Origin of the sequence: Citrobacter sp. CK185, from assembly GCF_030333565.1 — a bacterium.
In the GTDB taxonomy this organism is placed as follows: Bacteria; Pseudomonadota; Gammaproteobacteria; order Enterobacterales; family Enterobacteriaceae; genus Citrobacter_B; species Citrobacter_B koseri.
The window spans coordinates 126,853-152,737 of record NZ_JAOWFR010000020.1; the positions used below are offsets into that span (position 1 = coordinate 126,853).

General features: G+C 55.3%; 19 protein-coding genes and 2 pseudogenes. 8 read left to right on the forward strand and 13 right to left on the reverse strand.

Annotated features, from left to right (window positions below):
• Nucleotides 1-51 precede the first annotated feature (51 nt).
• From malM to malK, 3 genes are all read right to left on the reverse strand, one after another.
• The gene (malM, locus tag OGV79_RS05025) at nucleotides 52-993 is read right to left on the reverse strand and encodes a maltose operon protein MalM (protein ID WP_060815933.1); all 942 of its coding nucleotides are present in this window, start codon (nucleotides 991-993) and stop codon (nucleotides 52-54) included.
• 154 nt (nucleotides 994-1,147) lie between these two features.
• Nucleotides 1,148-2,500: a maltoporin gene (locus OGV79_RS05030; RefSeq protein ID WP_024130837.1), complete on the reverse strand. Its 1,353-nt coding sequence runs from the start codon at nucleotides 2,498-2,500 to the stop codon at nucleotides 1,148-1,150.
• Between the two features lie 133 nt (nucleotides 2,501-2,633).
• On the reverse strand, nucleotides 2,634-3,743 hold the full coding sequence (gene malK / locus OGV79_RS05035) for a maltose/maltodextrin ABC transporter ATP-binding protein MalK (RefSeq protein ID WP_012134650.1): 1,110 nt from the start codon (nucleotides 3,741-3,743) through the stop codon (nucleotides 2,634-2,636).
• Between the two features lie 371 nt (nucleotides 3,744-4,114).
• Here malK and malE point away from each other — a divergent pair, with 371 nt between their 5' ends.
• From malE to malG, 3 genes are all read left to right on the forward strand, one after another.
• A complete protein-coding gene (malE, locus tag OGV79_RS05040; RefSeq protein ID WP_049012001.1) occupies nucleotides 4,115-5,305 on the forward strand; it encodes a maltose/maltodextrin ABC transporter substrate-binding protein MalE in 1,191 nt (396 codons plus the stop codon).
• Between the two features lie 128 nt (nucleotides 5,306-5,433).
• On the forward strand, nucleotides 5,434-6,978 hold the full coding sequence (gene malF / locus OGV79_RS05045; RefSeq protein WP_110494807.1) for a maltose ABC transporter permease MalF: 1,545 nt from the start codon (nucleotides 5,434-5,436) through the stop codon (nucleotides 6,976-6,978).
• A 14-nt stretch (nucleotides 6,979-6,992) separates the two neighbouring features.
• Nucleotides 6,993-7,883: a maltose ABC transporter permease MalG gene (malG, locus tag OGV79_RS05050; protein WP_012134654.1), complete on the forward strand. Its 891-nt coding sequence runs from the start codon at nucleotides 6,993-6,995 to the stop codon at nucleotides 7,881-7,883.
• Between the two features lie 105 nt (nucleotides 7,884-7,988).
• On the opposite strand, the gene psiE is transcribed toward malG, so the two are convergent.
• Nucleotides 7,989-8,399 (reverse strand): phosphate-starvation-inducible protein PsiE, encoded by a 411-nt coding sequence (gene psiE, locus OGV79_RS05055; protein ID WP_012907714.1) that lies wholly within the window; start codon nucleotides 8,397-8,399, stop codon nucleotides 7,989-7,991.
• Between the two features lie 141 nt (nucleotides 8,400-8,540).
• Here psiE and OGV79_RS05060 point away from each other — a divergent pair, with 141 nt between their 5' ends.
• Entirely contained in the window at nucleotides 8,541-8,993 is a 453-nt protein-coding gene (locus OGV79_RS05060) for an acyltransferase (RefSeq protein WP_024130839.1), read from the forward strand.
• On the opposite strand, the pseudogene OGV79_RS21675 reads toward OGV79_RS05060, so the two are convergent.
• The 6 genes and pseudogenes from OGV79_RS21675 to pgi all read right to left on the reverse strand — a co-directional run.
• A pseudogene (locus OGV79_RS21675) lies at nucleotides 8,976-9,074 on the reverse strand (hypothetical protein); the annotation flags it as partial. The gene OGV79_RS05060 and the pseudogene OGV79_RS21675 sit on opposite strands and share 18 nt — an antisense overlap.
• 16 nt (nucleotides 9,075-9,090) lie before the next feature.
• Nucleotides 9,091-11,187: pseudogene (locus tag OGV79_RS05065) on the reverse strand (YjbH domain-containing protein).
• Entirely contained in the window at nucleotides 11,187-11,924 is a 738-nt protein-coding gene (locus tag OGV79_RS05070; RefSeq protein ID WP_101744389.1) for a capsule biosynthesis GfcC family protein, read from the reverse strand. The pseudogene OGV79_RS05065 and the gene OGV79_RS05070 overlap by 1 nt, the downstream one beginning before the upstream one ends.
• Nucleotides 11,921-12,559 carry a YjbF family lipoprotein gene (locus OGV79_RS05075; RefSeq protein ID WP_286467946.1) on the reverse strand — a complete coding sequence of 213 codons (639 nt, stop codon included), beginning with the start codon at nucleotides 12,557-12,559 and terminating at the stop codon, nucleotides 11,921-11,923. Before OGV79_RS05075 ends, OGV79_RS05070 begins: the two co-directional genes overlap by 4 nt.
• Before the next feature lie 107 nt (nucleotides 12,560-12,666).
• Complete coding sequence (gene yjbE, locus OGV79_RS05080) at nucleotides 12,667-12,909, reverse strand: exopolysaccharide production protein YjbE (protein WP_012134661.1); 243 nt, start codon at nucleotides 12,907-12,909, stop codon at nucleotides 12,667-12,669.
• A 459-nt stretch (nucleotides 12,910-13,368) separates the two neighbouring features.
• Complete coding sequence (gene pgi, locus OGV79_RS05085) at nucleotides 13,369-15,018, reverse strand: glucose-6-phosphate isomerase (protein WP_286467953.1); 1,650 nt, start codon at nucleotides 15,016-15,018, stop codon at nucleotides 13,369-13,371.
• Between the two features lie 430 nt (nucleotides 15,019-15,448).
• On the opposite strand from pgi, the gene lysC reads away from it, so the two are divergent.
• From lysC to OGV79_RS05100, 3 genes are all read left to right on the forward strand, one after another.
• Nucleotides 15,449-16,810 (forward strand): lysine-sensitive aspartokinase 3, encoded by a 1,362-nt coding sequence (gene lysC, locus OGV79_RS05090; protein WP_012134664.1) that lies wholly within the window; start codon nucleotides 15,449-15,451, stop codon nucleotides 16,808-16,810.
• Between the two features lie 92 nt (nucleotides 16,811-16,902).
• A complete protein-coding gene (gene panS / locus OGV79_RS05095; protein ID WP_286467960.1) occupies nucleotides 16,903-17,841 on the forward strand; it encodes a ketopantoate/pantoate/pantothenate transporter PanS in 939 nt (312 codons plus the stop codon).
• A gap of 130 nt (nucleotides 17,842-17,971) precedes the next feature.
• Nucleotides 17,972-18,244, forward strand: coding sequence for a YjbD family protein (locus tag OGV79_RS05100; RefSeq protein WP_012134667.1), 273 nt, complete (start codon nucleotides 17,972-17,974; stop codon nucleotides 18,242-18,244).
• On the opposite strand, the gene rluF is transcribed toward OGV79_RS05100, so the two are convergent.
• The gene (gene rluF / locus OGV79_RS05105; RefSeq protein WP_112001366.1) at nucleotides 18,241-19,116 is read right to left on the reverse strand and encodes a 23S rRNA pseudouridine(2604) synthase RluF; all 876 of its coding nucleotides are present in this window, start codon (nucleotides 19,114-19,116) and stop codon (nucleotides 18,241-18,243) included. The genes OGV79_RS05100 and rluF overlap by 4 nt on opposite strands.
• 227 nt (nucleotides 19,117-19,343) lie before the next feature.
• Here rluF and pepE point away from each other — a divergent pair, with 227 nt between their 5' ends.
• Nucleotides 19,344-20,033 carry a dipeptidase PepE gene (pepE, locus tag OGV79_RS05110; RefSeq protein ID WP_104867913.1) on the forward strand — a complete coding sequence of 230 codons (690 nt, stop codon included), beginning with the start codon at nucleotides 19,344-19,346 and terminating at the stop codon, nucleotides 20,031-20,033.
• Nucleotides 20,034-20,149: 116 nt separating this feature from the next.
• Here the strand turns inward: pepE and OGV79_RS05115 are convergent, their stop codons facing one another.
• Both OGV79_RS05115 and metH read right to left on the reverse strand, forming a co-directional pair.
• The gene (locus tag OGV79_RS05115; protein WP_024130841.1) at nucleotides 20,150-21,781 is read right to left on the reverse strand and encodes a Na/Pi cotransporter family protein; all 1,632 of its coding nucleotides are present in this window, start codon (nucleotides 21,779-21,781) and stop codon (nucleotides 20,150-20,152) included.
• 227 nt (nucleotides 21,782-22,008) lie between these two features.
• Nucleotides 22,009-25,692 (reverse strand): methionine synthase, encoded by a 3,684-nt coding sequence (metH, locus tag OGV79_RS05120; RefSeq protein ID WP_134769887.1) that lies wholly within the window; start codon nucleotides 25,690-25,692, stop codon nucleotides 22,009-22,011.
• Between the last annotated feature and the right edge of the window lie 193 nt (nucleotides 25,693-25,885).

The following is a 25,885-nucleotide window of genomic DNA, read 5'->3' on the forward strand; positions in this document are numbered from 1 at the left end:
TGCGCCAGGAGACGCACCAGTTGTTGCAAAATCAGCAATGTGGGGAGACGCTTACCCCTTGCCTTTTACACTGCTGATAAACGTAGAACGGGCAGATGTCGATCCCAGGCGTTCGGCTTCATCAAGCAGTTTCAGAGCTTTATCAACGTCACCTTTCGCTACCGCGTCCTTAATCGCATTGTTGAAGTAGCTTTCCGTATCGTTCAGCATTGGCTCGCTTTTCTTCGCCGGGGCAGGCGCTGGCGCGGCAACGGCTGGTGCGGTATAGGCGGTCGCCGGTGCCGCAGTGTTGCCGACGGTGACAGGTCCCGGACCGGAAGAACCAAACAGCGGGCCAACCAGTACGCTGGAGCTGCTGTTGGTTTTCACTTTCAGTTTCAGCAGGCCATCAGTCGTGTGGCGCGCGATCGGATCGGGAATATCCGGGACGGCATTACCCACGCCTTTCGCATACGCTTTTGCCGGGTCAAGCAGCGTGGTGGTCTGCTGGAGATCGTTATTGGTGGTAAACACCAGAACGTACAGCTTCTGCTGGCCCAGCGCAGGCGTCAGGCGCATCACCCCTTCCAGACGATCCGCGCTCATCACGCCGGGGGCCTGGTAGGTAAAGTAGCTGCTGGGGAAATACGCTGAAGGCGTCAGGTTCTGGTCGAGAATCAGCACGTTCGGTGCAAATACGCTGGTTTGTTTGTTAACTTCGCTGCTCAATGTCAGCGTAAGCTCACCGATATTCGCCGGTACGCTATACGCGGCAACCGGGCCTGTAATACCGGCGACGTCAAGCCGCTGACCACCGGTGGAAAGCTGTGTGGACTGCGTACTGGACTGGTCGACAGGCGTCCAGGTGAGTTGTTGTAGTGCGGCGGTCGGAATCGCAGGCGCTGCGCTGGTGTTTTGCGGAACATAGTTTACATCCGCCAGGCTAATGCCTGGTGCGCTTGCCAGCAACCCCGCCGATAAACAAAGGGCGACGAGACTTTTCTTCATTTTCATTGTTATCACCTCAGATAGCACGGGTTCAGCGGTAGCCAGGCAATAGCGCGCTAAACCGCGAGAAACGGTGCAGATAATGCCGGATAGCGGCTACGCCTTATCCGGCCTGCATCTCGTTACCGGGGGACTTGCGCCCCCCTCGTTATGTCACGTATTACCACCAGATTTCCATCTGGGCGCCGAAGGACCACTCATCGTTGTCGCCACGGCTGGTTGTGTTGAAGCCGGAGTTATTCGATGCGGCATAACGCAATGTGTTATCGCCATCTTTGATATAGCCCCATTTCTCATCCCACTTCGCGTAGGTTGCAAAGAGACGGATAGCCGGGCGGGACCAGATGCTGTCGCCAGCCTGCCATTGTTGCGCCAGGGTGATTTTGTACTGGTTGTTGCGATCGCCAGTCTGCTGAGATTTGACGTTGTCGTAACCGACTTCCAGCAGGGTGCTCATGATCGGCGTCCATTTGAACATCGGACGAACGCCCACGGTCCACCAGTCAGTACCCAGATCGTTATCCAGGTCCTGTTTCTGGAACATACCGACGTACATCAGGTCCCAACGGTCGCCCAGAGAGATCGCCCCGTGGTCCAGAATACGCCACAGCTTACCGTTGTTATTGACGTAACGATCGACATAATGGAGCTGATCATCGCCTTCGCCGATATCAAAAGTCGAGCCGTAAGAACCCTGAGGAATACCTTTACCCTGCGTGGTCATCGCGTCAGTGGCGTACTGAACCACAAACTTGTTGTAGCCCTTCAGCATGCTCTGGGTATGTTCAGCAGTGAACATCCAGCCGTCTTTAGATGCGCCGTCAGCCAGGCGATAATCGTCAGTGGTGTTTGCGCGACCATAGTCGACACCCAGTTCCAGCACGCCATCCGGGTTCGTTTCCAGACCGGCTAAACGCACGTCGAAGACGTCGTTGGCGGTGTCTTTAGAAGAGTTGTAAATATCCTGGCTGCTGAAGGTGTAGGAACCACCGGCTTCCTGAGAGCGGGTCGCTGCCAGAGACAGTTTACCGAAGCCCAGGTCGATGTTTTCGATACCCGCACCAGGACCAGAAATATCCCAGTAGTAGAAGTCGATCATGTGAACGTCATGACGCTGATAGAAGCGCTTACCCGCCCAGATGGTGGAGCCTGGCAGCCAGTCAATCAGGTTTTTACCCTGCACGTTGGCTTCACGGAACGCCGGATCGGTTGCTTCCCAGTCATTCTGTTGCGCTACGGAGTAGGCCACGTTAGTGTCGAAATAAAAGCTCTTGTCGCCTTCTTTCCACACTTCCTGACCCAGTTTCAATTCCGCATAGGTTTCACATTCGTTACCAAGACGGTATTTACTTTGAGCGCCAGTTGCCTGGAAACATTGTTGTTCGCCGCCACTACCCGTCCAGCCGATACCGGAACGAGCATAACCATGGAAATCCACTGCCATTGCCTGAGCAGACATAACGCCTGCTGCGACGGCAACCGCCAGAGGAAGTTTGCGCAGAGTAATCATTATTCTATCTCCTGAGATCATTGCTTTTCTTTAAACGCGTCCCCCTTCGGACTGCCTCTTTGTTGGCGGTGTTCTTTCACTTGCCGCCTCGATACATCCTCGAATGGTTTTGCGTTTTGTTTTTTTAATGGGGACCTTAAACGCCCGGCTCCTTATGCAGCCGACGGCATGCGGAACCATCTTCACGGAACAGATGGCAACGCTCTGGCGGCAGACCGATAGCGAATGTGGCACCCTCTTCTACCAACACCACGTCGTTCTGGCGGTAAACCAGGTTTTGACGAATGGCGGGGATCTGGATATGAATTTGTGTTTCGTGACCAAGTTGTTCGACGACCTGAACCTCGCCTTCCAGGGTGACATCGGCGATGTCGCTGGGCAGCAGATGCTCTGGACGAATACCTAAAGACATATTTGCCCCGACCTGAACGCCGTTGCTTTCTACCGGCAGCCAGACGTTCTGGCGGTTCGGCAGCTCAACCTGCACCTGCTCAATAGCGGTCGCGGTGACTTTCACCGGCAGGAAGTTCATTTTCGGGGAACCGATAAAACCTGCGACGAAGCGATCCGCCGGATAGTGGTACAGCTCCAGCGGCTTACCGACCTGCGCCACGCGGCCGGCATCCAGCACCACGATTTTGTCGGCCAGCGTCATCGCTTCGACCTGATCGTGGGTGACGTAAATCATCGTGCGGCCCAGACGCTTATGCAGGCGGGAGATTTCGATACGCATCTGCACGCGCAGTGCGGCATCAAGGTTAGACAGCGGCTCATCAAGCAGGAACACGCGCGGTTCCGCCACCAGCGTGCGGCCTATCGCCACGCGCTGGCGCTGGCCGCCGGAGAGCGCTTTCGGCTTGCGCTCCAGCAGGTGCGCCAGTTGCAGCACTTCCGCTACCTGATTCACACGCTGATTCATCACCTCTTTTTTGGCCCCCGCCAGCTTCAAACCAAAAGACATGTTTTCTGCCACGGACAGGTGGGGGTAGAGCGCATAGGACTGGAAAACCATCCCCACGCCGCGTTCGGCGGGCGGGATGTCGTTCATACGGGCTTCCCCAATGAACAGATCTCCGCTGGTGATGGTTTCAAGTCCGGCGATCATACGCAGCAAGGTCGATTTCCCGCAGCCTGACGGTCCGACAAACACCACGAATTCCCCTTCGTGAATGTCGAGATTGATATCTTTCGATACCACCACGTCACCCCAGGCTTTCGTTACATTTCGCAGCTGTACGCTCGCCATGCCCTTCTCCCTTCGTTACAACCTGTCATCGACAGCAACATTCATGATGGCCTGACTATGCGTGATCCCTTGATTGCGTAAATCCTCCACCCCCCGGCTTTTTTATGGGGGAGGAGGCGGGAGGATGAGGGAGCAGCGTCTGAGACCCGGGCCGCGCCCCGCCGAGGAATTTCGTGATGTCACCTGCAAAAATCGCGGTGTTTTTATGTGCGCCAACACGCATTACTCACATTTATGCAACACAGATCACATAAAGAAGGGGTGGGGCGTAGGGGTAAGGAGGATGGAAAGAGGTTGCCGTATAAAGAAACTAGATACCGTTAAGCCACCTCTGTGTATCCACGAGCACATCACCAAAAAGGATGGGAGATATGAAAATCAAAACTGGCGCACGCATCCTCGCATTGTCCGCACTGACGACGATGATGTTTTCCGCCTCGGCTCTCGCCAAGATTGAAGAAGGTAAGCTGGTTATCTGGATTAACGGCGACAAAGGCTACAACGGCCTCGCTGAAGTGGGCAAAAAATTCGAACAAGACACCGGCATTAAAGTCACCGTTGAGCACCCGGACAAGCTGGAAGAGAAATTCCCTCAGGTTGCGGCCACCGGTGACGGCCCGGACATCATCTTCTGGGCGCATGACCGTTTTGGCGGCTACGCACAGTCTGGCCTGCTGGCTGAGATCACCCCGGACCAGGCGTTCCAGGACAAGCTCTATCCGTTCACCTGGGATGCGGTGCGTTACAATGGCAAGCTGATCGCCTACCCGATCGCCGTTGAAGCGCTGTCCCTGATTTACAACAAAGACCTCGTTCCGAACCCGCCGAAAACCTGGGAAGAGATCCCGGCGTTGGATAAAGAGCTGAAAGCGAAAGGTAAGAGCGCGCTGATGTTCAACCTGCAAGAACCGTACTTCACCTGGCCGCTGATTGCTGCCGATGGCGGTTACGCGTTCAAGTTTGAGAACGGTAAGTATGACGTGAAAGATGTCGGCGTAGACAGCGCAGGGGCGAAAGCCGGTCTGGGCTTCCTGGTCGATATGATCAAAAACAAACACATGAACGCCGATACCGATTACTCCATCGCGGAAGCCGCCTTTAACAAAGGCGAAACGGCGATGACCATCAACGGTCCGTGGGCGTGGTCAAACATCGACAAGAGCAAAATCAATTACGGCGTGACACTGCTGCCGACATTCAAAGGCAAACCGTCTAAACCGTTCGTTGGCGTGCTGAGCGCGGGCATTAACGCCGCCAGCCCGAACAAAGAGCTGGCGAAAGAGTTCCTCGAAAACTACCTGCTGACCGATCAGGGTCTGGACGTCGTGAACAAGGACAAACCGCTGGGCGCGGTTGCGCTGAAATCCTTCCAGGATCAGTTAGCGAAAGATCCGCGTATCGCCGCCACGATGGATAACGCCCAGAAAGGCGAAATCATGCCGAACATTCCGCAGATGTCAGCCTTCTGGTATGCGGTTCGTACGGCAGTTATCAACGCTGCCAGCGGTCGTCAGACTGTCGACGCCGCGCTGAAAGACGCGCAGGGCCGTATCACCAAGTAATGTTCAGGTCGTGTGCCGGATGGCGGCATCAATGCCTTCTCCGGCCTACAGAGCAGGTAGGCCGGAGAAGCGCAGCGCCATCAGGCACGCTGACCTACAGGATTTCAAAGTTGTAGAGGAAGATCCCCATGGATGTCATTAAAAAGAAACATTGGTGGCAAAGCGACGCGCTGAAGTGGTCAGCGATTGGTCTGCTGGGCCTGCTGGTGGGTTACCTTGTAGTTTTAATGTACGCACAAGGGGAGTACCTGTTTGCCATCATGACGCTGATTTTAAGCTCTGCTGGCCTGTATATTTTCGCGAATCGTAAAACCTATGCCTGGCGCTATGTTTATCCGGGCATGGCCGGTATGGGACTGTTTGTCCTGTTCCCGCTGGTCTGCACTATCGCCATCGCCTTTACCAACTACAGCAGCACCAACCAGCTCACCTTTGAACGCGCCCAGCAGGTGCTGATGGATCGTTCTTATCAGGCGGGCAAAACCTATAACTTTGGCCTGTATCCGGCGGGTGACAAGTGGCAACTGGCCCTCACTGACGGCGAAACCGGCAAGAATTATCTCTCCGACGCCTTTAAATTCGGCGGCGAACAAAAATTGCAACTGAAAGAGACTGACGCACTGCCGACCGGTGAACGCGCCAACCTGCGCATCATCACCCAAAATCGTCAGGCGCTGAACCAGCTTACCGCCGTTTTACCCGATGAAAGCAAGGTCATCATGAGCTCGCTGCGCCAGTTTTCCGGCACCCAGCCGCTCTATACCCTCGCCAGCGACGGCACGCTGACAAATAACCAGAGCGGCGTGGCGTATCGGCCAAACAACGATATTGGCTACTATCAGGCCATCAACGCGGACGGCAACTGGGGCGACGAAAAACTGAGCCCAGGCTACACCGTGACCATCGGCTGGGACAATTTCTCCCGCGTCTTTACTGACGAGGGCATCCAGAAACCGTTCTTCGCGATCTTCGTCTGGACCGTGGTGTTCTCCGTTCTCACCGTGCTGCTGACCGTGGCGGTTGGGATGGTGCTGGCCTGCCTCGTACAGTGGGAAGCGCTGAAAGGTAAAGCGATTTACCGCGTGCTGCTGATTCTGCCGTATGCGGTGCCGTCGTTCATCTCGATTCTGATCTTCAAAGGTTTGTTCAACCAGAGCTTTGGTGAGATCAACATGATGCTGAGCGCGCTGTTTGGCCTCAAACCGGCCTGGTTCAGCGACCCGAACACCGCCCGCACGATGGTCATTATCGTCAACACCTGGCTGGGCTATCCGTACATGATGATCCTCTGCATGGGCCTGCTGAAAGCGATTCCAGACGATCTGTACGAAGCGTCGGCAATGGACGGTGCGGGGCCGTTCCAGAACTTCTTTAAGATTACATTCCCGCTGCTGATTAAGCCGCTGACGCCGCTGATGATCGCCAGCTTTGCCTTTAACTTTAACAACTTCGTACTGATTCAGCTTCTGACCAACGGCGGCCCGGACCGCCTCGGCACCACTACGCCAGCCGGTTATACCGACCTGCTCGTGAGCTACACCTACCGCATCGCCTTTGAAGGCGGCGGGGGCCAGGACTTCGGTCTGGCGGCCGCGATCGCCACGCTGATCTTCCTGCTGGTTGGCGCGCTGGCCATCGTGAACCTGAAAGCCACGCGTATGAAGTTTGATTAAGGGAGATAACAACAATGGCAATGGTTCAACCCAAATCTCAAAAGCTGCGTCTCTTCATCACGCACTTAGGGCTGCTGATTTTTATCGCGGCAATCATGTTCCCGCTGCTGATGGTCGTCGCCATTTCGCTGCGTGAAGGCAACTTCGCAACCGGGAGTCTGATCCCGGAACGCATCTCCTGGGAGCACTGGCGGCTGGCATTGGGCTTCAGCGTGGAACACGCTGATGGCCGTGTCACGCCGCCCCCCTTCCCGGTTCTGTTATGGCTGTGGAACTCGATCAAAGTCGCGGCGATCACCGCTATTGGCATCGTGGCGCTCTCTACGACCTGCGCTTACGCGTTTGCCCGTATGCGCTTTCCCGGCAAAGCGACGTTGCTCAAAGGGATGCTGATTTTCCAGATGTTCCCGGCGGTGCTGTCACTGGTGGCGTTGTACGCGTTGTTCGACCGTCTCGGCCAGTACATTCCGTTTATCGGTCTGAATACCCACGGCGGGGTGATTTTCGCTTACCTGGGCGGGATTGCGCTGCACGTCTGGACGATTAAAGGCTATTTCGAAACCATCGACGGTTCGCTGGAAGAAGCGGCGGCGCTGGATGGCGCGACGCCGTGGCAGGCTTTCCGTCTGGTGCTGCTGCCGCTCTCGGTGCCGATTCTGGCGGTGGTCTTTATTCTGTCGTTCATTGCCGCCATCACTGAAGTTCCTGTCGCCTCGCTGTTACTGCGTGATGTAAACAGCTATACCCTGGCGGTAGGTATGCAGCAGTACCTCAACCCGCAAAACTATCTGTGGGGTGATTTTGCCGCCGCAGCCGTGTTGTCCGCCATCCCGATCACGCTGGTGTTCCTGCTGGCCCAGCGTTGGCTGGTCAACGGCCTGACGGCAGGCGGTGTGAAAGGCTAAGTTTCATTGATGTACCTGCCCGGAAACGGGCAATGCCACTGCAACCCTCAACTTATATTATCCCAACTTGTGACTGTTCTTCGGCGCTCCTCGGAGCGCCTTTTTTTATTCCCGTTTTAACCGTTTCGAATTACATAACCACAGGGTGATCACCAATAACAGGATCGCCGCAGAGTAGATCAGCACATCCATCGGCGATTTATGATCGACGATGATCAGCCGCACAATCGCGGTGATCCCGATATAGACAAAGTAGCGCAGCGGGAAATGAAAACCTGACTGGAAATACTTCACAATCAACGCAATAAACTCAAAGTAGAGAAAGTAGACCACTAACCCTTCCACCAGCTCGTATTTGCTGGTTTGCTCCGGCGCGAACAGCACATCCGCCAGATGTAAGGTCTCTTTACCGAGGAAAACGACCAGGATCAGGCCCAGACTTAACAGCCCAAGATTCAGCACGGTCTGTAGGATCGTGGAGATAAACTCCACGCGTGGACGAGATAGTGACGTCATAGCAGCACCCTCTTTCTCAGTAGCAAGGTTCCTGTATAACGCAAAAATGTGACGGAGATCTATATTTTTTGTTTATGTTTTGTGCAGCAAAGGTCAGCGGAGAATGATCTCTGTCATGGCATGTTTCAAAGAGAAGGGAAAATGCAGTTAAAACACGCTACCGTCCGCAACGTCACCTGCGGTGAAAATGTGGTGATTTATGAGCCCGCAAACCTGTACGACTGCCAGCTTGGCGACAATGTTTTCATCGGACCTTTTGTCGAAATACAGGGCAATACACAGATTGGCGCAAACACAAAAATTCAGTCCCATACGTTTGTTTGCGAATATGTCACGATTGGACGCGATTGCTTTATCGGCCACGGCGTAATGTTCGCTAACGACATGTTTCGTGAAGGAAAGCCTGACCCGAACAGGCAGAACTGGGGGCGAATTGAGATCGGCAGCAATGTTTCCATCGGCAGCGGCGCGACCATCCTGGCCGTCAGCATTTGCGACGGCACAGTGATCGGCGCGGGAAGCGTGGTCACTAAATCGATCACCGAGAAAGGCGTATATGCCGGAAACCCGGCAAAATTATTGCGTCGCCTGTAAATTGCCGGATGGCGGCGTAAACGCCTTATCCGGCCTACAATAGATGCGGTTTGTAGGCCGGATAAGCGTAGCGCCATCCGGCTGGCAAACGGCTCGATCAGCGGAAATTCACGTTGCGGTCGCTGGTCATATCGTACAGACCAAACTTCCGGCCAAGCTGCTGACCGCCGTCACGCGTCAGCGGCGTCCAGCCAATCGCTGCGCGGCTGCGGGTTGGGCTGGACGAGAAGAGATCCAACGGTACCGACACGTACACGCCTTTGGTGAAATCCCCTTCCCCGTACTCGTCTGGCGACACATCGGTGATCGTGGCATAGCCGCCAACCACCACGCCGCTGTCAAAGCGTTTCGCGATTTCCAGCGTACCGCCCTTATCGCCAGCCAGATATTGACCGACGCTCGCTTTCACCAGCACATCCTGCGCGAACGACGGCGTCCAGTAGGCGGTCAAGTGACCGGTTTTCACGCTGTAATCGGTGAATTTCATCATATCCTGCGCGCTACGCCAGTCACGCTGTTTCACGTAGTTAGCGTCAAGACCAAACGCCCAGTTGCTGTCGACCGGGCGATACAGCACTTCCGCCCCTGCGCCGCCGTACATGGTCTCCAGATAACCGCCGTAAACCTGGCCGTAGAAACCGTTGCCGAGGTACTGGAAGTAGTTGGCTTGCAGGTTATTCACATAGATATCGTTCTGCACATATTCGCGCACATGGGTACGCACACGCGGAAGATGCGAATCGTTCGGTGGATTGGTGTAGTTAAATTTGTCGTAGTTGTTGGCGATATTGGCAAACAGACTGCCGGTGGTAAGCAGATGATCCGTTACCCACAGATCCGCCGTCCCCATCACGCCAAGCTGGTACATATAGAAATTTTCCGGGCCGCCGACAGACTGGTTCAACACCGGATCGATATGGAAATCAAAGCGCGATTTATCGATATACCAACCCTGCTCGGTTGTTTCCGGCACGATCGGCTCCACACGTTTTTGCGCCAGTGGAGTCTCGTGTCCTAATGGCTCGCCTTCCAGATGGCGTTTCAGGCTGGCGACATCGGTTTCCGTAGTGACCTGCGGCATATTGAGACGGTTTTCCGTCACGCGGATCGTGCGAATCCCTTCTGGCAGATCATTCATGACAATCCGATTCGCGCGTTCGATCCCTTCCCGCGAGTCACGGTATTTCACCTGCTAGCCAGTGACGTACAGCGTATCGCCTTTCACCTGAATTTTAGGGTCCGCCAGTCCGGCGTTGTATTTCAGCAGCGTCAACTGGTTAGCGACGACCGAGTGTTGCAGGATGGCGTCCTGCGGCTCAGGCTGATATTTCGGTCGCGCGTTATCGTTATACGATGGGCGCAAATCGTTGAAGTTTGTCCGCAGCGTCACGCCAAACATGAAGGTGTTGCCGCGTTCATAGCTGAGGTTAACGTCGGCCCAATCGGTGACGCGGTAAATGGCGCCGACGTTAAACTTGCTCTTCTGCTCCAGCTTACCCGCGAAATCCTGCTGATAATTGTTGCCTTCATACTCCAGTTTCAGGCGCAGCGGCTGCCAGGGCGTTTGATACTCCACCCCGCCAAACAGCGACGCTGGCCCGTGGAACATATCGCTGCCGTTGACGGAACCGGCCTGTTTATAACTGTTATCGCGGTGACAGAATTTATCGCTGTATGAACAAAACGGATTGCTCACGTTGCCGCTGGTGCCCAGATAACCCCAGCCAAGACCGAGCGAGAAATCAAACGGCCCCCAGGCTTTGTTCGCCACAATGTATTCCGCATCGAACAGCCCCGTCCCGCCGATATCCCTTGCGCCGACCGCCACCTGCGGCATCCAGTAGCTCTCTTCCCATAACCGCAGTTTCAGGTCGAAGGCTTTGTCTTTGTAGGTCTGGTTGCCGGAAAACGACTCCACGCTGCTGTATTGTCTGGTACGCACGTCGGTATAGCGCAGCGTGGTTTCCAGCCACGGGAACAACTGTATCGACGCGGAGTAGTAGCGATACTGATCGTTATCACGATAGTTCAGGCTCATCTCCCCTTCCCGCGCCATTCGCGCCGTTGGCGTTTGCAGCAGCCCCACGCCGCCGAAGTCAGATTGTGACGGCCCAATGGGGGCCGGATATGTTTCGGCATGGCAGGCTGCGCTGATGCCCAGCGCCAGTAAGCTGAGCAGATGTGTTTTTTTCATTATTCGGGTATCCGCTGCGTCAGAGTACGAAGAATGTCGGCGTTAAGCGCATCCGGCGTGTTGCTCCATAGAGAATCCGTAAGACCGACAAAAATGATGCTGCCTGGCATCGGCTCAACGTGACGCTTGTTCCAGTAAGCGACCGGCGCTTTCTGCGTGCGTCCGTCGGGATAGACAACCCACGCATAGCTGCGATCCGCCCCGCTGAGCAGGCTTTGCTCATCAAGGTAACTGGCCACGTCCCGCCCCGGGCTGAAGGGCCGTTTACCCGGCTGGCTAACCAATCCAAACAGCGTAATATCTGTCGGCTGCCCGCCAACCCACAGCGTGTAATGGCCCTGCAACGGCGGATTGCCCCGTTCGCTGACGCGCACGGTATCCGGGTCAAGGTTAACGAGCTGTCTGCCAGTCACTTTTAATGTCTGCACCTGCTGGCGCAGCGTATTGATTGCGGCGGCGTCATCGCCGCTTTTCTCTGCGCCAAACGCAGCCAGGCGGCCCAATAATTCCTGCTGCTGGCGCTGCGCCGTGGCGGTAGCCCGCTCTTCGCTGATAACCGCGCCAGGCCACCAGCTGTTCGCCAGTCTCGGCTGCCCGACCAGATCGATCAGATGTTCCGCGCCGGTGAGCGTCTTCGGTTCAGTGCTGCCTGCGGCAAACACCTTCACGGTGCCTGCGGCAAAAGATGAGGAAGCGCACAAACTCAAGGCCAGCGCTGCAATGGTCTGTTTCATCATTGTTTTGCCGCCTTAATGAGCGTGGTTTTCACCGGGAAGTAGTCCGCCCCCAGATACTGCTCCGACTGGCGGATTTGCCCTTCGCTGTCGATCCAGTAGCGGTTATGCCAGCGCGCCTGGTCGGTTGTAACCTCTTCATCCAGTACGCGAACGGCGGTTACATCGCTACCGACCTTAATGCTGTCAGCGCCATCCCATTTGAAGACCGAGCGGGCGGTGGCGTAACGCACCTGTTTATGTTCCGTCCAGCCCATCGTGCGCGTCCACGTTGCGCCATCTACGATTTGTGTCGGTCTGGCCAATGGGTCAGCCGCCAGATTGTTCACACCGATCAGATTGTCGCCGCCGAGCAGGGTTTTAATCAGGCGGCCATGCTGGGTCACGATGGTGGCCTGATCCTGCGTCCCCCATTTCTGCTGCCCGTTCTCTGCGAAAGCGAGCACCACAAACAGCTGCGGCCCGCCATTGAGTTGCATGTACTGGCTGGCATAAGGCATGTTTTGAATGTCATCGTCCGTCAGTTGTACGCCCGGCGTACCGAACAGACTGTCCCACAGCGAATTACCCAGACCTTTAGTGGTGGCTGAGCAAGCCTGTAACAGCAGGCAAATGATGATAATTCCAGGTCGCTTCACGACTCTTCTCCGCATTATTACCGGGTGGCCCCGGCCAGGAAGTCCCACAGGCTCAGGCAAGCTAAAATAACCACACCGAAGTGTGGTTATGATTAAACGTACCGGTGTTACTGGGTACTGGTGGTTGTGGTGGTAGTGGTTCCGGTATTAGAACCATCGCCACCGCCGGTCGCCGCCAGAGCGACGCCCACCGCCGAGCTTACGGTGCTGACGCTGGTTGCGGAGGAACTTCCCGCTGATACCGACGTCGCCGCCGACCCTGCTGCTTCACCCACCTGAACGGGGGCGGCCCAGACAGAAGTCGCCGCAAGCGCAGATATGGCAAAAATGCCATACAGAGCTTTTTTCATCACAATATCCCTTCATTGAATGAATGGAGATTTACCCGAAAAACGTTTCAGGCGGGATCGAGTATACACAACTAAAGCATGTGGATTGCGACAGGTCTAAATAGCGAGACGGTTTTAGGATAATTAAACTTTTGGCTGGAATGGCATTTATATGCTAATTAAATATCTTTTAAAAACATCATATTAAAATAAAACAATGCAATATTTATTATCCGTATACTCTGAAAATAACACCGAGTAACTTACGGGTTATTCATTATTTTAGGATTAAGCTCAATATAAATTTTTGCGGAATAGCACAGACAACCGGAATTATCTTATAAAAAAAGCCGATAATAATATCGGCTTTTTTTACAGATATATCACTTTTCTGCCGGATGGCGGCGGAACGCCTTATCCGGCCTACAGGACGCACCATTTGTAGGCCCGGTAAGCCTGGCGCCACCGGGCGTTACGCCATCAGTCACGCCATGCTTTATAACGGTTAATCAGACCGTTAGTTGAACTGTCATGGCTGGAAATCGCTTTATCATCACCCAGTTCCGGCAGGATACGGTTAGCCAGCTGTTTGCCCAGCTCAACGCCCCACTGATCGAAGGTGAAGATGTTCAGGATCGCGCCCTGAGTGAAGATTTTGTGCTCATACAGCGCAATCAACGCCCCCAGGCTAAACGGCGTAATTTCACGCAGCAGGATGGAGTTCGTCGGGCGGTTGCCTTCGAACACTTTGAACGGCACCACATGCTCAAGCTGAGACGGATCTTTCCCCTGATCGCGATATTCCTGCTCAACCACCTCACGGGATTTGCCGAACGCCAGCGCTTCGGTCTGAGCGAAGAAGTTAGACAGCAGTTTCTGATGGTGATCGGACAACGGGTTATGGGTTATCGCCGGGGCGATAAAGTCGCAAGGCACCATCTTCGTCCCCTGGTGAATCAGCTGGTAGAACGCGTGCTGGCCGTTGGTGCCCGGTTCACCCCAGATGATTGGGCCAGTCTGGTAGTCTACGGCATTGCCGTTACGGTCAACATACTTGCCGTTGGACTCCATATTGCCCTGCTGGAAGTAGGCCGCAAAACGGTGCATATACTGGTCGTACGGCAGAATCGCTTCGGTTTCTGCGCCGAAGAAATTGTTGTACCAGATACCGATCAGCGCCAGCAGCACCGGCAGGTTTTTCTCAGCCGGTGTTGTGGAGAAGTGTTTATCCATCGCATGCGCGCCGGACAGCAGTTCAACGAAGTTGTCAAAGCCGACAGACAGGATGATAGACAGGCCAATCGCCGACCACAGAGAGTAACGACCGCCGACCCAGTCCCAGAACTCGAACATGTTGGCGGTGTCGATCCCAAACTCACCCACCGCTTTCGCATTGGTGGAAAGCGCCGCAAAGTGTTTCGCGACGTGTTTTTCATCATTCGCGGTGCTCAGGAACCAGTCGCGCGCGCTGTGGGCGTTGGTCATGGTTTCCTGCGTTGTGAAGGTTTTAGACGCCACCAGGAACAGGGTGGTTTCCGGGTTTACTTTCTTCAGCACTTCGGCGATGTGGGTGCCATCGACGTTAGACACAAAGTGCATATTCAGATGGTTTTTGTACGGGCGCAGCGCTTCAGTCACCATGAACGGCCCCAGGTCGGAACCACCGATACCGATGTTGACCACGTCAGTGATCGCTTTACCGGTGTAACCTTTCCATTGACCTGAAATAATCGCTTCAGAGAAGGCTTTCATCTTCTCCAGCACCGCATTCACTTCCGGCATCACATCTTTGCCGTCAACGATAATCGGAGTATTGCTACGGTTACGCAGCGCAACGTGCAGCACGGCACGGTCTTCGGTACGGTTGATTTTTTCACCAGAGAACATGGACTTAATCGCACCGGCCAGATCGGTCTCTTTCGCCAGATCCTGCAATTTCGCCAGCGTCTCTTCGGTGATGCGGTTTTTGGAGAAATCCACCAGCATCAAATCGTCAAACGTCGCGGAAAATCGGGTAAAACGGTCGCTATCTTTCGCGAAAAGATCCGCGATAGTAACGTCCTTCATGTCGTCGTAGTGTTTTTGTAGTGCCTGCCAGGCAGAAGTCTGCGTCGGATTGATGTTTTTCATTAGCAATACTCTTCTGATTTGAGAATTGTGACTGAGATCGATTGTAACGCCAGTCACAAAAAAGTGTGATTGTTTTAGTGCCGTTAGCCCGAACGCGAATCAAACGCGGATAAAAAGCAGCGAAAAGTATATACCCTAAATAATTCGAGTTGCAGGAAGGCGGCAAGGGAAGAAATCCCCAGGAGCATAGATAACTATGTGACTGGGGTTTCTGAGTGCAGCCAACACATCTGCAACTTGAAGTATGACGGGTATAGTCGTTATAAGCACTGTTACTGAGGGCCAGGACAGCATAAAAAATCCGCATAATCCCGGCGTTGACAGTCCCAGCCACACATTTTATTTATAAATACGGTATTTGCGCCTGCACCGGTTTCTGTTCTGCCCTTGTGCCATGGTCGCTTTTTTCATTCCCTGACACGAGGTTGATATGACAACTGCTGTTTCCCCGCTCGTCGTCGCCAAATTTGGCGGAACCAGCGTCGCCGATTTTGACGCCATGAACCGTAGCGCCGACGTGGTGCTTTCCGATGCTAACGCACGCTTAGTGGTGCTTTCCGCCTCTGCGGGCGTCACCAATCTGCTGGTAGCGCTGGCAGAAGGGCTGGAACCGCCAGAGCGCTTCGAAAAACTCGACGCCATCCGTAAAATTCAGTTCGATATTCTGGAGCGTCTGCGTTACCCGAACGTTATCCGCGAAGAGATCGAGCGTCTGCTGGAAAACATTACCACGCTTGCCGAAGCGGCTTCACTGGCGACGTCAATGGCCCTGACCGACGAGCTGGTGAGTCACGGCGAGCTGATGTCCACCCTGCTGTTTGTGGAGATCCTGCGCGAGCGCAATATTCAGGCGCAGTGGTTTGACGTGCGTAAGGTGATGCGCACCAGCGATCGTTTTGGCCGCGCGGAACCGGATATCGCAGCGCTGTCGGAGCTGGCCACGCTACAGCTTGCCCCACGCCTGGCAGAGGGTCTGGTCATCACCCAGGGCTTTATCGGCAGCGAAAGCAAAGGCCGCACAACGACGCTGGGACGCGGCGGCAGCGACTACACGGCGGCGCTGCTTGCAGAAGCGCTGCACGCGGCGCGCGTCGATATCTGGACGGATGTGCCGGGTATCTACACCACCGACCCGCGCGTGGTGCCTGCCGCGCAGCGTATCGATGAAATCGCCTTTGAAGAAGCGGCGGAAATGGCGACCTTTGGCGCGAAGGTGCTGCATCCTGCAACGCTGCTGCCCGCCGTACGCAGCGATATCCCGGTTTTCGTCGGCTCCAGTAAAGATCCAAAAGCGGGCGGGACGCTGGTATGCAATAAAACCCAAAACCCACCGCTCTTCCGCGCGCTGGCGCTGCGTCGCAAACAGACGCTGTTAACGCTGCACAGCCTGAATATGCTGCATTCGCGTGGTTTCCTGGCGGAAGTGTTCGGCATTCTGGCGCGGCACAATATCTCCGTAGATTTAATCACCACCTCGGAAGTGAGCGTGGCGCTGACGCTGGATACCACCGGTTCCACTTCAACGGGCGACACGCTGCTGACGCAGTCTTTGCTGATGGAGCTTTCCGCGCTATGCCGGGTAGAAGTGGAAGAAAATCTCGCGCTGGTCGCGCTGATTGGCAACGATCTGTCTAAAGCCTGCGGCGTCGGTAAAGAAGTGTTCGGCGTACTGGAGCCGTTCAACATCCGCATGATTTGCTATGGCGCATCCAGCCATAACCTCTGTTTCCTGGTGCCTGGCACCGAAGCGGAGCAGGTCGTGCAGAAGCTTCATCATAATTTGTTTGAATAAAATTTCCTCACACGATAAATAATACCTATAGCCGGGCTCGAACCCGGCTTTTTTATAACTAAACAACACGACAATACTGCAAGGAATTTATTATGTTATCCGTTATCACCCGGCTGTTCCCGTTGTGGGCGCTGCTGCTCTCTGTTATTGCGTATTACACGCCATCGACCTTCACCCCCATTGGCTCGTGGGTGACCACGCTGCTGATGCTGATTATGTTCGGCATGGGCGTACACCTTAAGCTCGACGACTTTAAACGCGTGCTTTCCCGCCCGGCGCCTGTCGCTGCCGGTATTTTCCTGCATTATCTGGTGATGCCGCTCGCCGCCTGGCTACTGGCGATACTGTTTAACATGCCGCCGGATCTCTCTGCCGGGATGGTACTGGTGGGCAGCGTCGCCAGCGGAACGGCATCTAACGTCATGATATATCTGGCGAAAGGGGATGTGGCGCTTTCGGTTACTATCTCATCGGTTTCCACGCTGGTTGGCGTGGTCGCGACACCGCTGCTGACGCGCCTGTATGTGGATGCGCATATTCAGGTGGATGTGATGGGGATGCTGCTCAGCATTTTACAGATCGTCGTGATTCCAATCGCGCTTGGGCTGGTCATTCACCACCTGTTTCCTCGCGTGGTAAAAACCGTGGAGCCTTATCTGCCTGCGTTCTCAATGGTGTGCATTCTGGCGATCATCAGCGCAGTGGTGGCCGGTTCCGCCTCGCATATCGCATCCGTTGGTTTTGTGGTGATTGTGGCGGTGATCCTGCACAACACCATTGGTCTGCTCGGCGGTTACTGGGGCGGTCGCCTGTTTGGCTTTGATGAGTCCACCTGCCGCACGCTGGCGATTGAAGTTGGAATGCAGAACTCCGGCCTTGCGGCGGCGCTCGGTAAAATTTACTTCTCTCCGCTGGCCGCGCTCCCCGGCGCGCTGTTCTCGGTCTGGCATAACCTCTCCGGCTCACTGCTGGCCGGTTACTGGTCAGGCAAGCCGATTGCCGAGAAGCCGTGTGATAGGGTGAAGGTGTAGACCTGATAAGCGTAGCGCCATCAGGCGCAATCCGTGCACGTCGCCGGATGGTGGCTAACGCCTTATCCGGCCTACACAGCCTCTGCACTTTGCCGTACACTGGGTTATCTGACTGACCGAGGGTACATTTATGGCACTCCCACGCATCACCCAAAAAGAGATGACCGAGCGCGAGCAGCGTGAACTGAAAACGCTGCTCGACCGCGCGCGCATTGCACATGGCCGCCCGCTCACGAATGCGGAAACCAACAGCGTGAAAAAGGAGTACATTGATAAGTTAATGGCGCTGCGCGAAGCAGAGGCCAAAAAAGCCCGCCAGTTGAAGAAAAAGCAGGCTTATAAACCAGATACTGAGGCGTCGTTTTCCTGGTCGGCCAATACGCCGACGCGCGGCAGACGTTAACGCCCTTTCTTCTTCCGCCCCGGCGAGGTAAAGCGTTTTCCGTTTGACGCCGGGCGCGCTTTCTCATTGGTTTTTTCGATTTTCACCACCGGACGCTTAATGCCCGCCGTTTTCGGCTTCGCTTTCGCCTTCGACGTCGGTTTGGCTTCTGATGAAGAGTTTTCGATCAGCTTAAACAGAGCGATGAGTTCGTCATCCGTCAGATCCCGCCACTCGCCGGGCGGCAGACCGGATAAACTCACGTTCATAATGCGCGTGCGTTCGAGTTTCGTCACTTCATAGCCAAAGTGCTCGCACATGCGGCGGATCTGGCGGTTCAGCCCCTGAATCAGGGTAATGCGGAAAACAAACGGCGCTTCCTTCTTCACCTTACACCTTTTGGTCACGGTGCCGAGAATCGGGACGCCAGCGCCCATACCGCGAATAAAGTCATCCGTTACCGGCTTATCAACCGTGACCAGATACTCTTTCTCGTGATCGTTACCGGCACGGAGGATTTTGTTGACCAGATCGCCGTGATTGGTAAGAAAGATAAGCCCCTGGGAGTCTTTATCCAGGCGGCCAATCGGGAAAATACGTTTGCTATGGTTCACGAAGTCCACGATGTTATCGCGTTCGCTGTCTTCCGTGGTACTGACAATCCCTACCGGTTTGTTCAGCGCGATAAAGACCAGATCTTCCGCTTCGCGCGGCTCAATCAACCGACCATTCACCTTCACCACGTCGCCAGGCATCACCTGATCGCCAATGGTGGCGCGTTTGCCATTAATGAAGACATTCCCTTGTTCAATGTAGCGATCCGCCTCGCGACGCGAGCAAATTCCGCTTTCACTGATGTATTTATTTAATCGGACAGATGAGTCGGGCAGCATAAATTCTCCTGTAAAAGCGAAATATACCGCACCTTGCGGTCAGGGAAAAAGCGTCGAATGACAGGAGTGCGGCTCACCGCTGCTCATAAAGTCGATGACATCACGAAATCCCCCTGCGAGACGCGTTCCAGAATATCGATAACCACATCGTGAGCCACATCAGCAAGCGGTAAGATGAGCGGTGGTAGCATCACGGATGTTTTTACTTTTTGATTACTGGAGATGTCATGGAACTGCTGTTATTGAGTAACTCCACTCTGCCGGGAAAAGCCTGGCTGGAACACGCGCTGCCGCTGGTGGCGGAACAACTGCATGGCCGCCGTTCAGCGGTGTTTCTCCCGTTTGCTGGCGTCACGCAAACCTGGGACGACTACACAGCGAAAACCGCCGCAGTCCTTGCGCCGCTCGGCGTTTCAGTGACCGGTATTCATAGCGTCGCCGATCCGGTCGCAGCGATTGCCGATGCGGAAGTGGTGATTGTCGGCGGTGGGAACACTTTCCAGTTGCTAAAAGAGAGCCGTGAACGTGGGCTGCTGGCGCCCATCGTGGCTGCCGTTAAGCGTGGCGCGTTGTATATCGGCTGGAGCGCGGGCGCGAACCTTGCCTGTCCGACCATTCGCACCACTAACGATATGCCGATCGTTGACCCACAAGGGTTTGATGCGCTGGGTCTGTTCCCGTTGCAGATTAACCCGCACTTCACTAACGCGTTGCCGGAAGGTCACAAAGGCGAAACCCGCGAACAGCGTATTCGCGAGCTGCTGGTGGTCGCGCCAGAGTTAACGGTGATTGGCCTGCCGGAAGGCAACTGGATTCAGGTGAGCAAGGGGCTGGCGACGCTCGGCGGCCCGAACACGACGTATGTGTTCAACGCGGGTGAAGAAGCGGTTCCTCTTGAAGCCGGTCATCGCTTCTGATCGTCGCTATGTAGAATGTAAAATGCCTGATGGCGCTACGCTTATCAGGCCTACAGGATAGTGCTTATAACGTAGGCCGGATAAGGCGTTTTACGCCGCCATCCGGCAATCAGCAATCAATAGTCATCCCGCTCGTCGTCTTCATCCGGCTGCTCCAGCACGCTGTAAGCCACCGAACAAAACAGCGAATTCAGGCGTTGCATATCGCCCAGCAGTCCCAGATGCAATGAACTGGTTTCGATGCTCTGTACGTTCTGCTGGTGCAGGCGATCCACATGCGCATGTGAATAACGACGATTGAGAATACGGAAACGATGTTTGCTGCGACGCAAACGTCGGGCGCTGGTGACGTCGCCGGAGAAAAACACCGACATCGCCAGTTGCAGGTTGCTGAGTAACTGATCATACAGCGCATCCAGCTCTTTCAGCCCTTCAATGGAAAACGCCCGCCGCGCCGCCAGCGACTTGTCAGCAATCTCGCTGCCCATCCGTTCGACGATATCCGAGGCCTGCTCCAGGTTCAGGGACATCTCGATGATTTCCGCCCAGCGCCGCGACTCTTCCTCCGCCAGTTCCTCTTTCGGCATCCGCGCCAGATAGAGTTTGATGGCGGTGTAAAGCACGTTGATATCATCCGCCAGCTTGCGCAGCTCTTTCTCTTCGCGCGGCTCGCCGTGCATCACCTTTTTCAGACCTTCCATCATCTGCTCCATCGCATCACCAATGCGCAGCGCTTCCCGGGCGGCATTGGCCAGCGCGAGCGTTGGCGTGTCCAGCGCGCTGACATCCAGATGTTTAGGCTTCAGATGGGCATCCAGCTCCGGTTCATCGCGGATAATACGTTTACAGAAACGCGCCATCGGTTCGGCGAACGGAATCATCACCAGACACCGCGCCAGGTTGTAAAAAACGTGGAAGTAGATAACCAGTTCGGATTTTGGCAGCGGTAACGCATCCATCGTATCGGCCAGCACATGGACAAACGGCAGGATAATCAGGCTGCCCACCAGCTTAAACAGCAGACTGCCCAGCGCCACGCGGCGAGCGGCGGCATTGGCTGCGCTGTTGTTGAGCATCGCCAGCAGGCCGGAACCGAGGTTGGCGCCGATGACCAGGCACAACGCGACCGGGAACGATATGATGCCCGCCGCCGTCAGCGTGGCCGTCAGCAGGACGGCTGCCAGGCTGGAATAGCTGATGATGGCAAACATGGCGCCAATCAGCGCATCCAGCATGATGTCGCCGGTCAGCGAGGCGAAGATGACCTGTACGCCATTCGCCTGAGTAATCGGCGTCACCGCCTGCACAATCAGCTCCAGCGCCAGCAGTATCAGGCCAAGACCGATCCCCACTCGCCCCAGTTGTCCGGCGCGTGACTGCTTACGCCCCAAAAAGAAGATAACGCCGATGAAAATCAGCAGCGGCGATAACCATGACAAATCAAAGGTAAGGATACGCGCCATCAGCGCGGTCCCCACGTCGGCCCCCAACACAATCACCAGTGCAGGCGTCAGGGCGACCAGATCCTGGGCGACAAATGACGTCACCAGCATAGTCGTGGCGTTACTGCTTTGCACCAGCGCAGTAACGCCGATACCCGCGCAGAAGGCGAGCGGTTTCTTTTCAACACTGCGGCTGAGAACGGTACGCAGACGAGCGCCGAAAACGCGCATCACGCCGGTACGCACAATATGGGTGCCCCACACCAGCAGGGCAACAGCAGAAAGCAGGTGTAGCAGAGTTAACACAGAATCAGGTACTCCTTATCATTATTATGATGTTCAGCCTTTTTTACCGGATGGCGCTGCGCTTATCCGGCTTACGGGGATATTTGTAGGCCGGATAGGCGTTTACGCCGCCATCCGGCAAGCAGCCCCGTGAACCTTCTTCCAGTATAAGGGTTTCAAAACAATAAAGAGACAGGGCGCCCGATGAGCACCCTGTTTGTTGTAAGGAAAAATGACAGTTTTATGAACTAGTCAGCATCATAGCCCAGGTTGGAGGCCAACCAGCGCTCCACCTCCGCGACCGTCATCCCTTTACGCTGCGCATAATCCTCCACCTGATCGCGCTGTATTTGCGCGACGGTGTAGTACTTGCTGTCAGGATGGCTGAAGTACCAACCGGAAACGGAAGCGCCCGGCCACATGGCGTAGGATTCGGTCAGCTTCATGCCGGTATGTTTTTCCACGTCCAGCAGTTGCCAGATGGTGCCCTTCTCAGTGTGCTCCGGGCAGGCCGGATAGCCTGGCGCCGGACGAATCCCCTGATAGTTTTCGCGGATCAGCTCCTCGTTGCTGAGGTTCTCATTCGCCGCATAGCCCCAGTAAACTTTACGCACCCGCTCATGCAGGTATTCCGCAAAGGCTTCCGCCAGACGGTCGGCGATCGCTTTGACCATAATCTTGTTGTAATCATCATGCTGCGCCTCGAATGCCTCTGCCAGCGCATCCTCTTCCAGACCGCCCGTGACGGCGAAGGCGCCGATGTAATCCTCTTTGCCGCTCTGTTTCGGCGCAACAAAGTCAGACAGGCAATAGTTGGCGAAACCCACCTTCTCCGTTTGCTGACGCAGATGATGGCTGACCGCCAGCACATGGGTACGCGTCTCATCGCGGTAAATTTCGATATCATCACCCACACGGTTTGCCGGGAACAGCCCCACCACGCCACGCGGGTTGAGCGTCTTCTCCGCACTCAGTTTATCCAGCATGTCGTTGGCGTCTTTAAACAGGCGTTTCGCTTCTTCGCCTACCACCTCGTCTTCGAGAATGCGCGGATATTTCCCGGCCAGCGACCAGGTCATAAAGAACGGCGTCCAGTCGATGTAGTTGCGCAGCGTTTCGATACTGGCCTCAACGTCCTGCACGCCCAGACGGTGAGCGACAGGCGGTGTATAGCTTTCCCAGTCAAATGCCAGGTCATTATCACGCGCGGCGGCCAGCGTCACCGGCGGCGTGCGCGGTTTCTTGCGCGCATGCTGGATGCGCACGGTTTCATACTCTTTACGGGTACGGGCGACAAACTCATCGTGCTGGGTTTCAGACAGCAACGCCGCCACGACGCCCACGGTACGCGAGGCGTTCTGGACATAGACCGTCGGGCCGCTGTAGTTCTGCTCAATCTTCACCGCCGTGTGCGCTTTGGACGTGGTCGCGCCGCCAATCAGTAGCGGGATGGTGAAGCCCTGACGTTCCATCTCCTTCGCCACGTTGACCATTTCATCCAGCGACGGGGTAATCAGGCCGGAGAGACCAATCAAATCCGCATTCACTTCCTTCGCGGTTTTGAGGATTTTTTCTGCCGGCACCATAACGCCAAGATCGATGATTTCATAGTTGTTGCACTGTAAAACGACGCCAACAATGTTTTTGCCAATATCATGCACGTCGCCCTTCACGGTGGCGATAACCATTTTACCGTTGCTGGAGCCCTGCTCTTTGCTGGCTTCAATAAACGGTTCCAGATACGCTACCGCCTGCTTCATGACGCGGGCCGATTTCACCACCTGCGGCAGGAACATTTTGCCTTCGCCGAACAGATCGCCCACCACGTTCATACCGTCCATCAGCGGCCCTTCGATAACCTCGATCGGACGCGTCGCCTGCTGACGGGCTTCTTCGGTATCCTGTTCGATAAACTCGGTAATGCCTTTTACCAGCGAATACTCAAGGCGTTTTTTCACTTCCCAACTGCGCCATTCCGCCTGTTGCGCATTGGCTGAATCATCGGCTTTGCTGCCACGGTATTTTTCCGCCAGCGCCAGCAGACGCTCGGTGCTATCGTCGCGGCGATTGAGGATCACATCTTCCACCGCGTCGCGCAGCTCGGCGGGCAGGTCGTCATAAATCGCCAGTTGCCCGGCGTTGACGATCCCCATGTCCATGCCGTTACGGATGGCGTAGTAGAGGAACACCGCATGAATCGCTTCGCGCACCGGGTCGTTGCCGCGAAACGAGAAGGAGACGTTAGAAACGCCGCCGGAGATCAGCGCGTGCGGCAGTTCGCGTTTGATATCCTCACAGGCGCCGATAAAGTCCTGCGCGTAGTTGTTGTGCTCGTCGATACCGGTCGCTACGGCAAAAATGTTCGGGTCAAAGATAATGTCTTCCGGCGGGAAGCCCACCTCTTTGGTGAGAATGTTGTACGCCCGGCGGCAAATCTCGATCTTACGCGCGCGGGTATCGGCCTGCCCTTGTTCATCAAAGGCCATCACCACCACCGCCGCACCATAGCGACGCAGCAGCTTCGCATGGTGGATAAAGGTTTCCACGCCCTCTTTCATCGAAATGGAGTTAACGATGCCTTTACCCTGAATGCATTTCAGCCCTTTTTCGATGACCTCCCATTTTGAGGAGTCGATCATGATCGGTACGCGGGCGATATCCGGCTCACCGGCAATCAGGTTGAGGAAGCGCACCATCGCGACTTCGGCGTCGAGCATCCCCTCATCCATGTTGATATCGATAATCTGCGCGCCGCTTTCCACCTGCTGGCGGGCGACATCCAGCGCTTCGCTGTATTTCTCTTCTTTGATCAGCCGCTTAAATTTAGCGGAACCGGTAACGTTAGTACGCTCACCCACGTTTACAAACAGGCTGTCATCGCCAATATTCAACGGCTCAAGGCCAGAGAGACGACAGGCAACCGGAATATCGGGCAGTTTACGCGGCGCTAAACCATCAACCGCGCGGCTCATCGCGGCAATGTGTTCCGGCGTCGTCCCACAGCAGCCGCCGACAATGTTGAGAAAGCCCGACTCCGCCCACTCGCGGATCTGCTTCGCCATCGTATCAGCATCAAGATCGTATTCGCCGAAGGCGTTAGGCAGACCGGCATTCGGGTGCGCGGTGACATAGCATTCGGCGATGCGCGCCAGTTCCTGCACATACTGGCGCAGTTCATCCGGCCCCAGCGCGCAGTTAAGACCGAAGGTGAGCGCTTCGGCATGGCGCAGCGAGTTATAAAACGCTTCGGTAGTCTGGCCGGAGAGCGTGCGCCCGGACGCATCGGTGATCGTGCCGGAGATCATAATCGGCAGCTCGACGCCCAGCGCTTCAAATTCTTCTTTCACCGCAAAAACGGCGGCTTTCGCATTCAGCGTGTCAAAGACGGTTTCAATCAGAATCAGGTCTGACCCACCTTCCACCAGCGCTTTGGTGGATTCGCGATAGGCCGCGACCAGCTGATCGAAGGAGATATTACGAAACGCCGGGTCGTTCACGTCCGGCGAGATGGATGCGGTGCGGTTGGTTGGGCCAAGCACGCCCGCAACGTAGCGCGGTTTTTCCGGCGTGCGCGCCGTCCATTCATCGGCGCAGGCGCGGGCCAGTTTCGCGGCGGCAAAGTTGATTTCCGCCGACAGGGATTCCATCTGGTAATCCGCCATCGCAATCGTCGTGGAGTTAAACGTGTTGGTTTCGATGATATCCGCACCCGCCTCAAAGTAAGCGTGATGAATCGCGGTAATCACCTCCGGCTTGCTGAGTACCAGCAGGTCGTTGTTGCCTTTCAAATCGCAGGGCCAGTCAGCAAAACGCTCGCCGCGAAAATCCTCTTCACTCAGGCGATAGCTCTGGATCATTGTCCCCATGCCACCATCCAGAACCAGAATACGTTCATCTAACTGCGCACGCAGTTGTTCAACTTTGCTGCTCACGACTTGCTCCCGACAACACTCAACCTGGACCGAAAAAAGGCCAACAAACCATACTGGCATAAACACGACAGGCGGAAAAGAGAACAACGGGCAACATGAGACATGTTCAGCTTCACTCCTCCGATCAGTGCAGGAATTCTTGCATTATATTTTAATAAAACGAAAATGATTTCCACGATACAGAAAAGGAGTC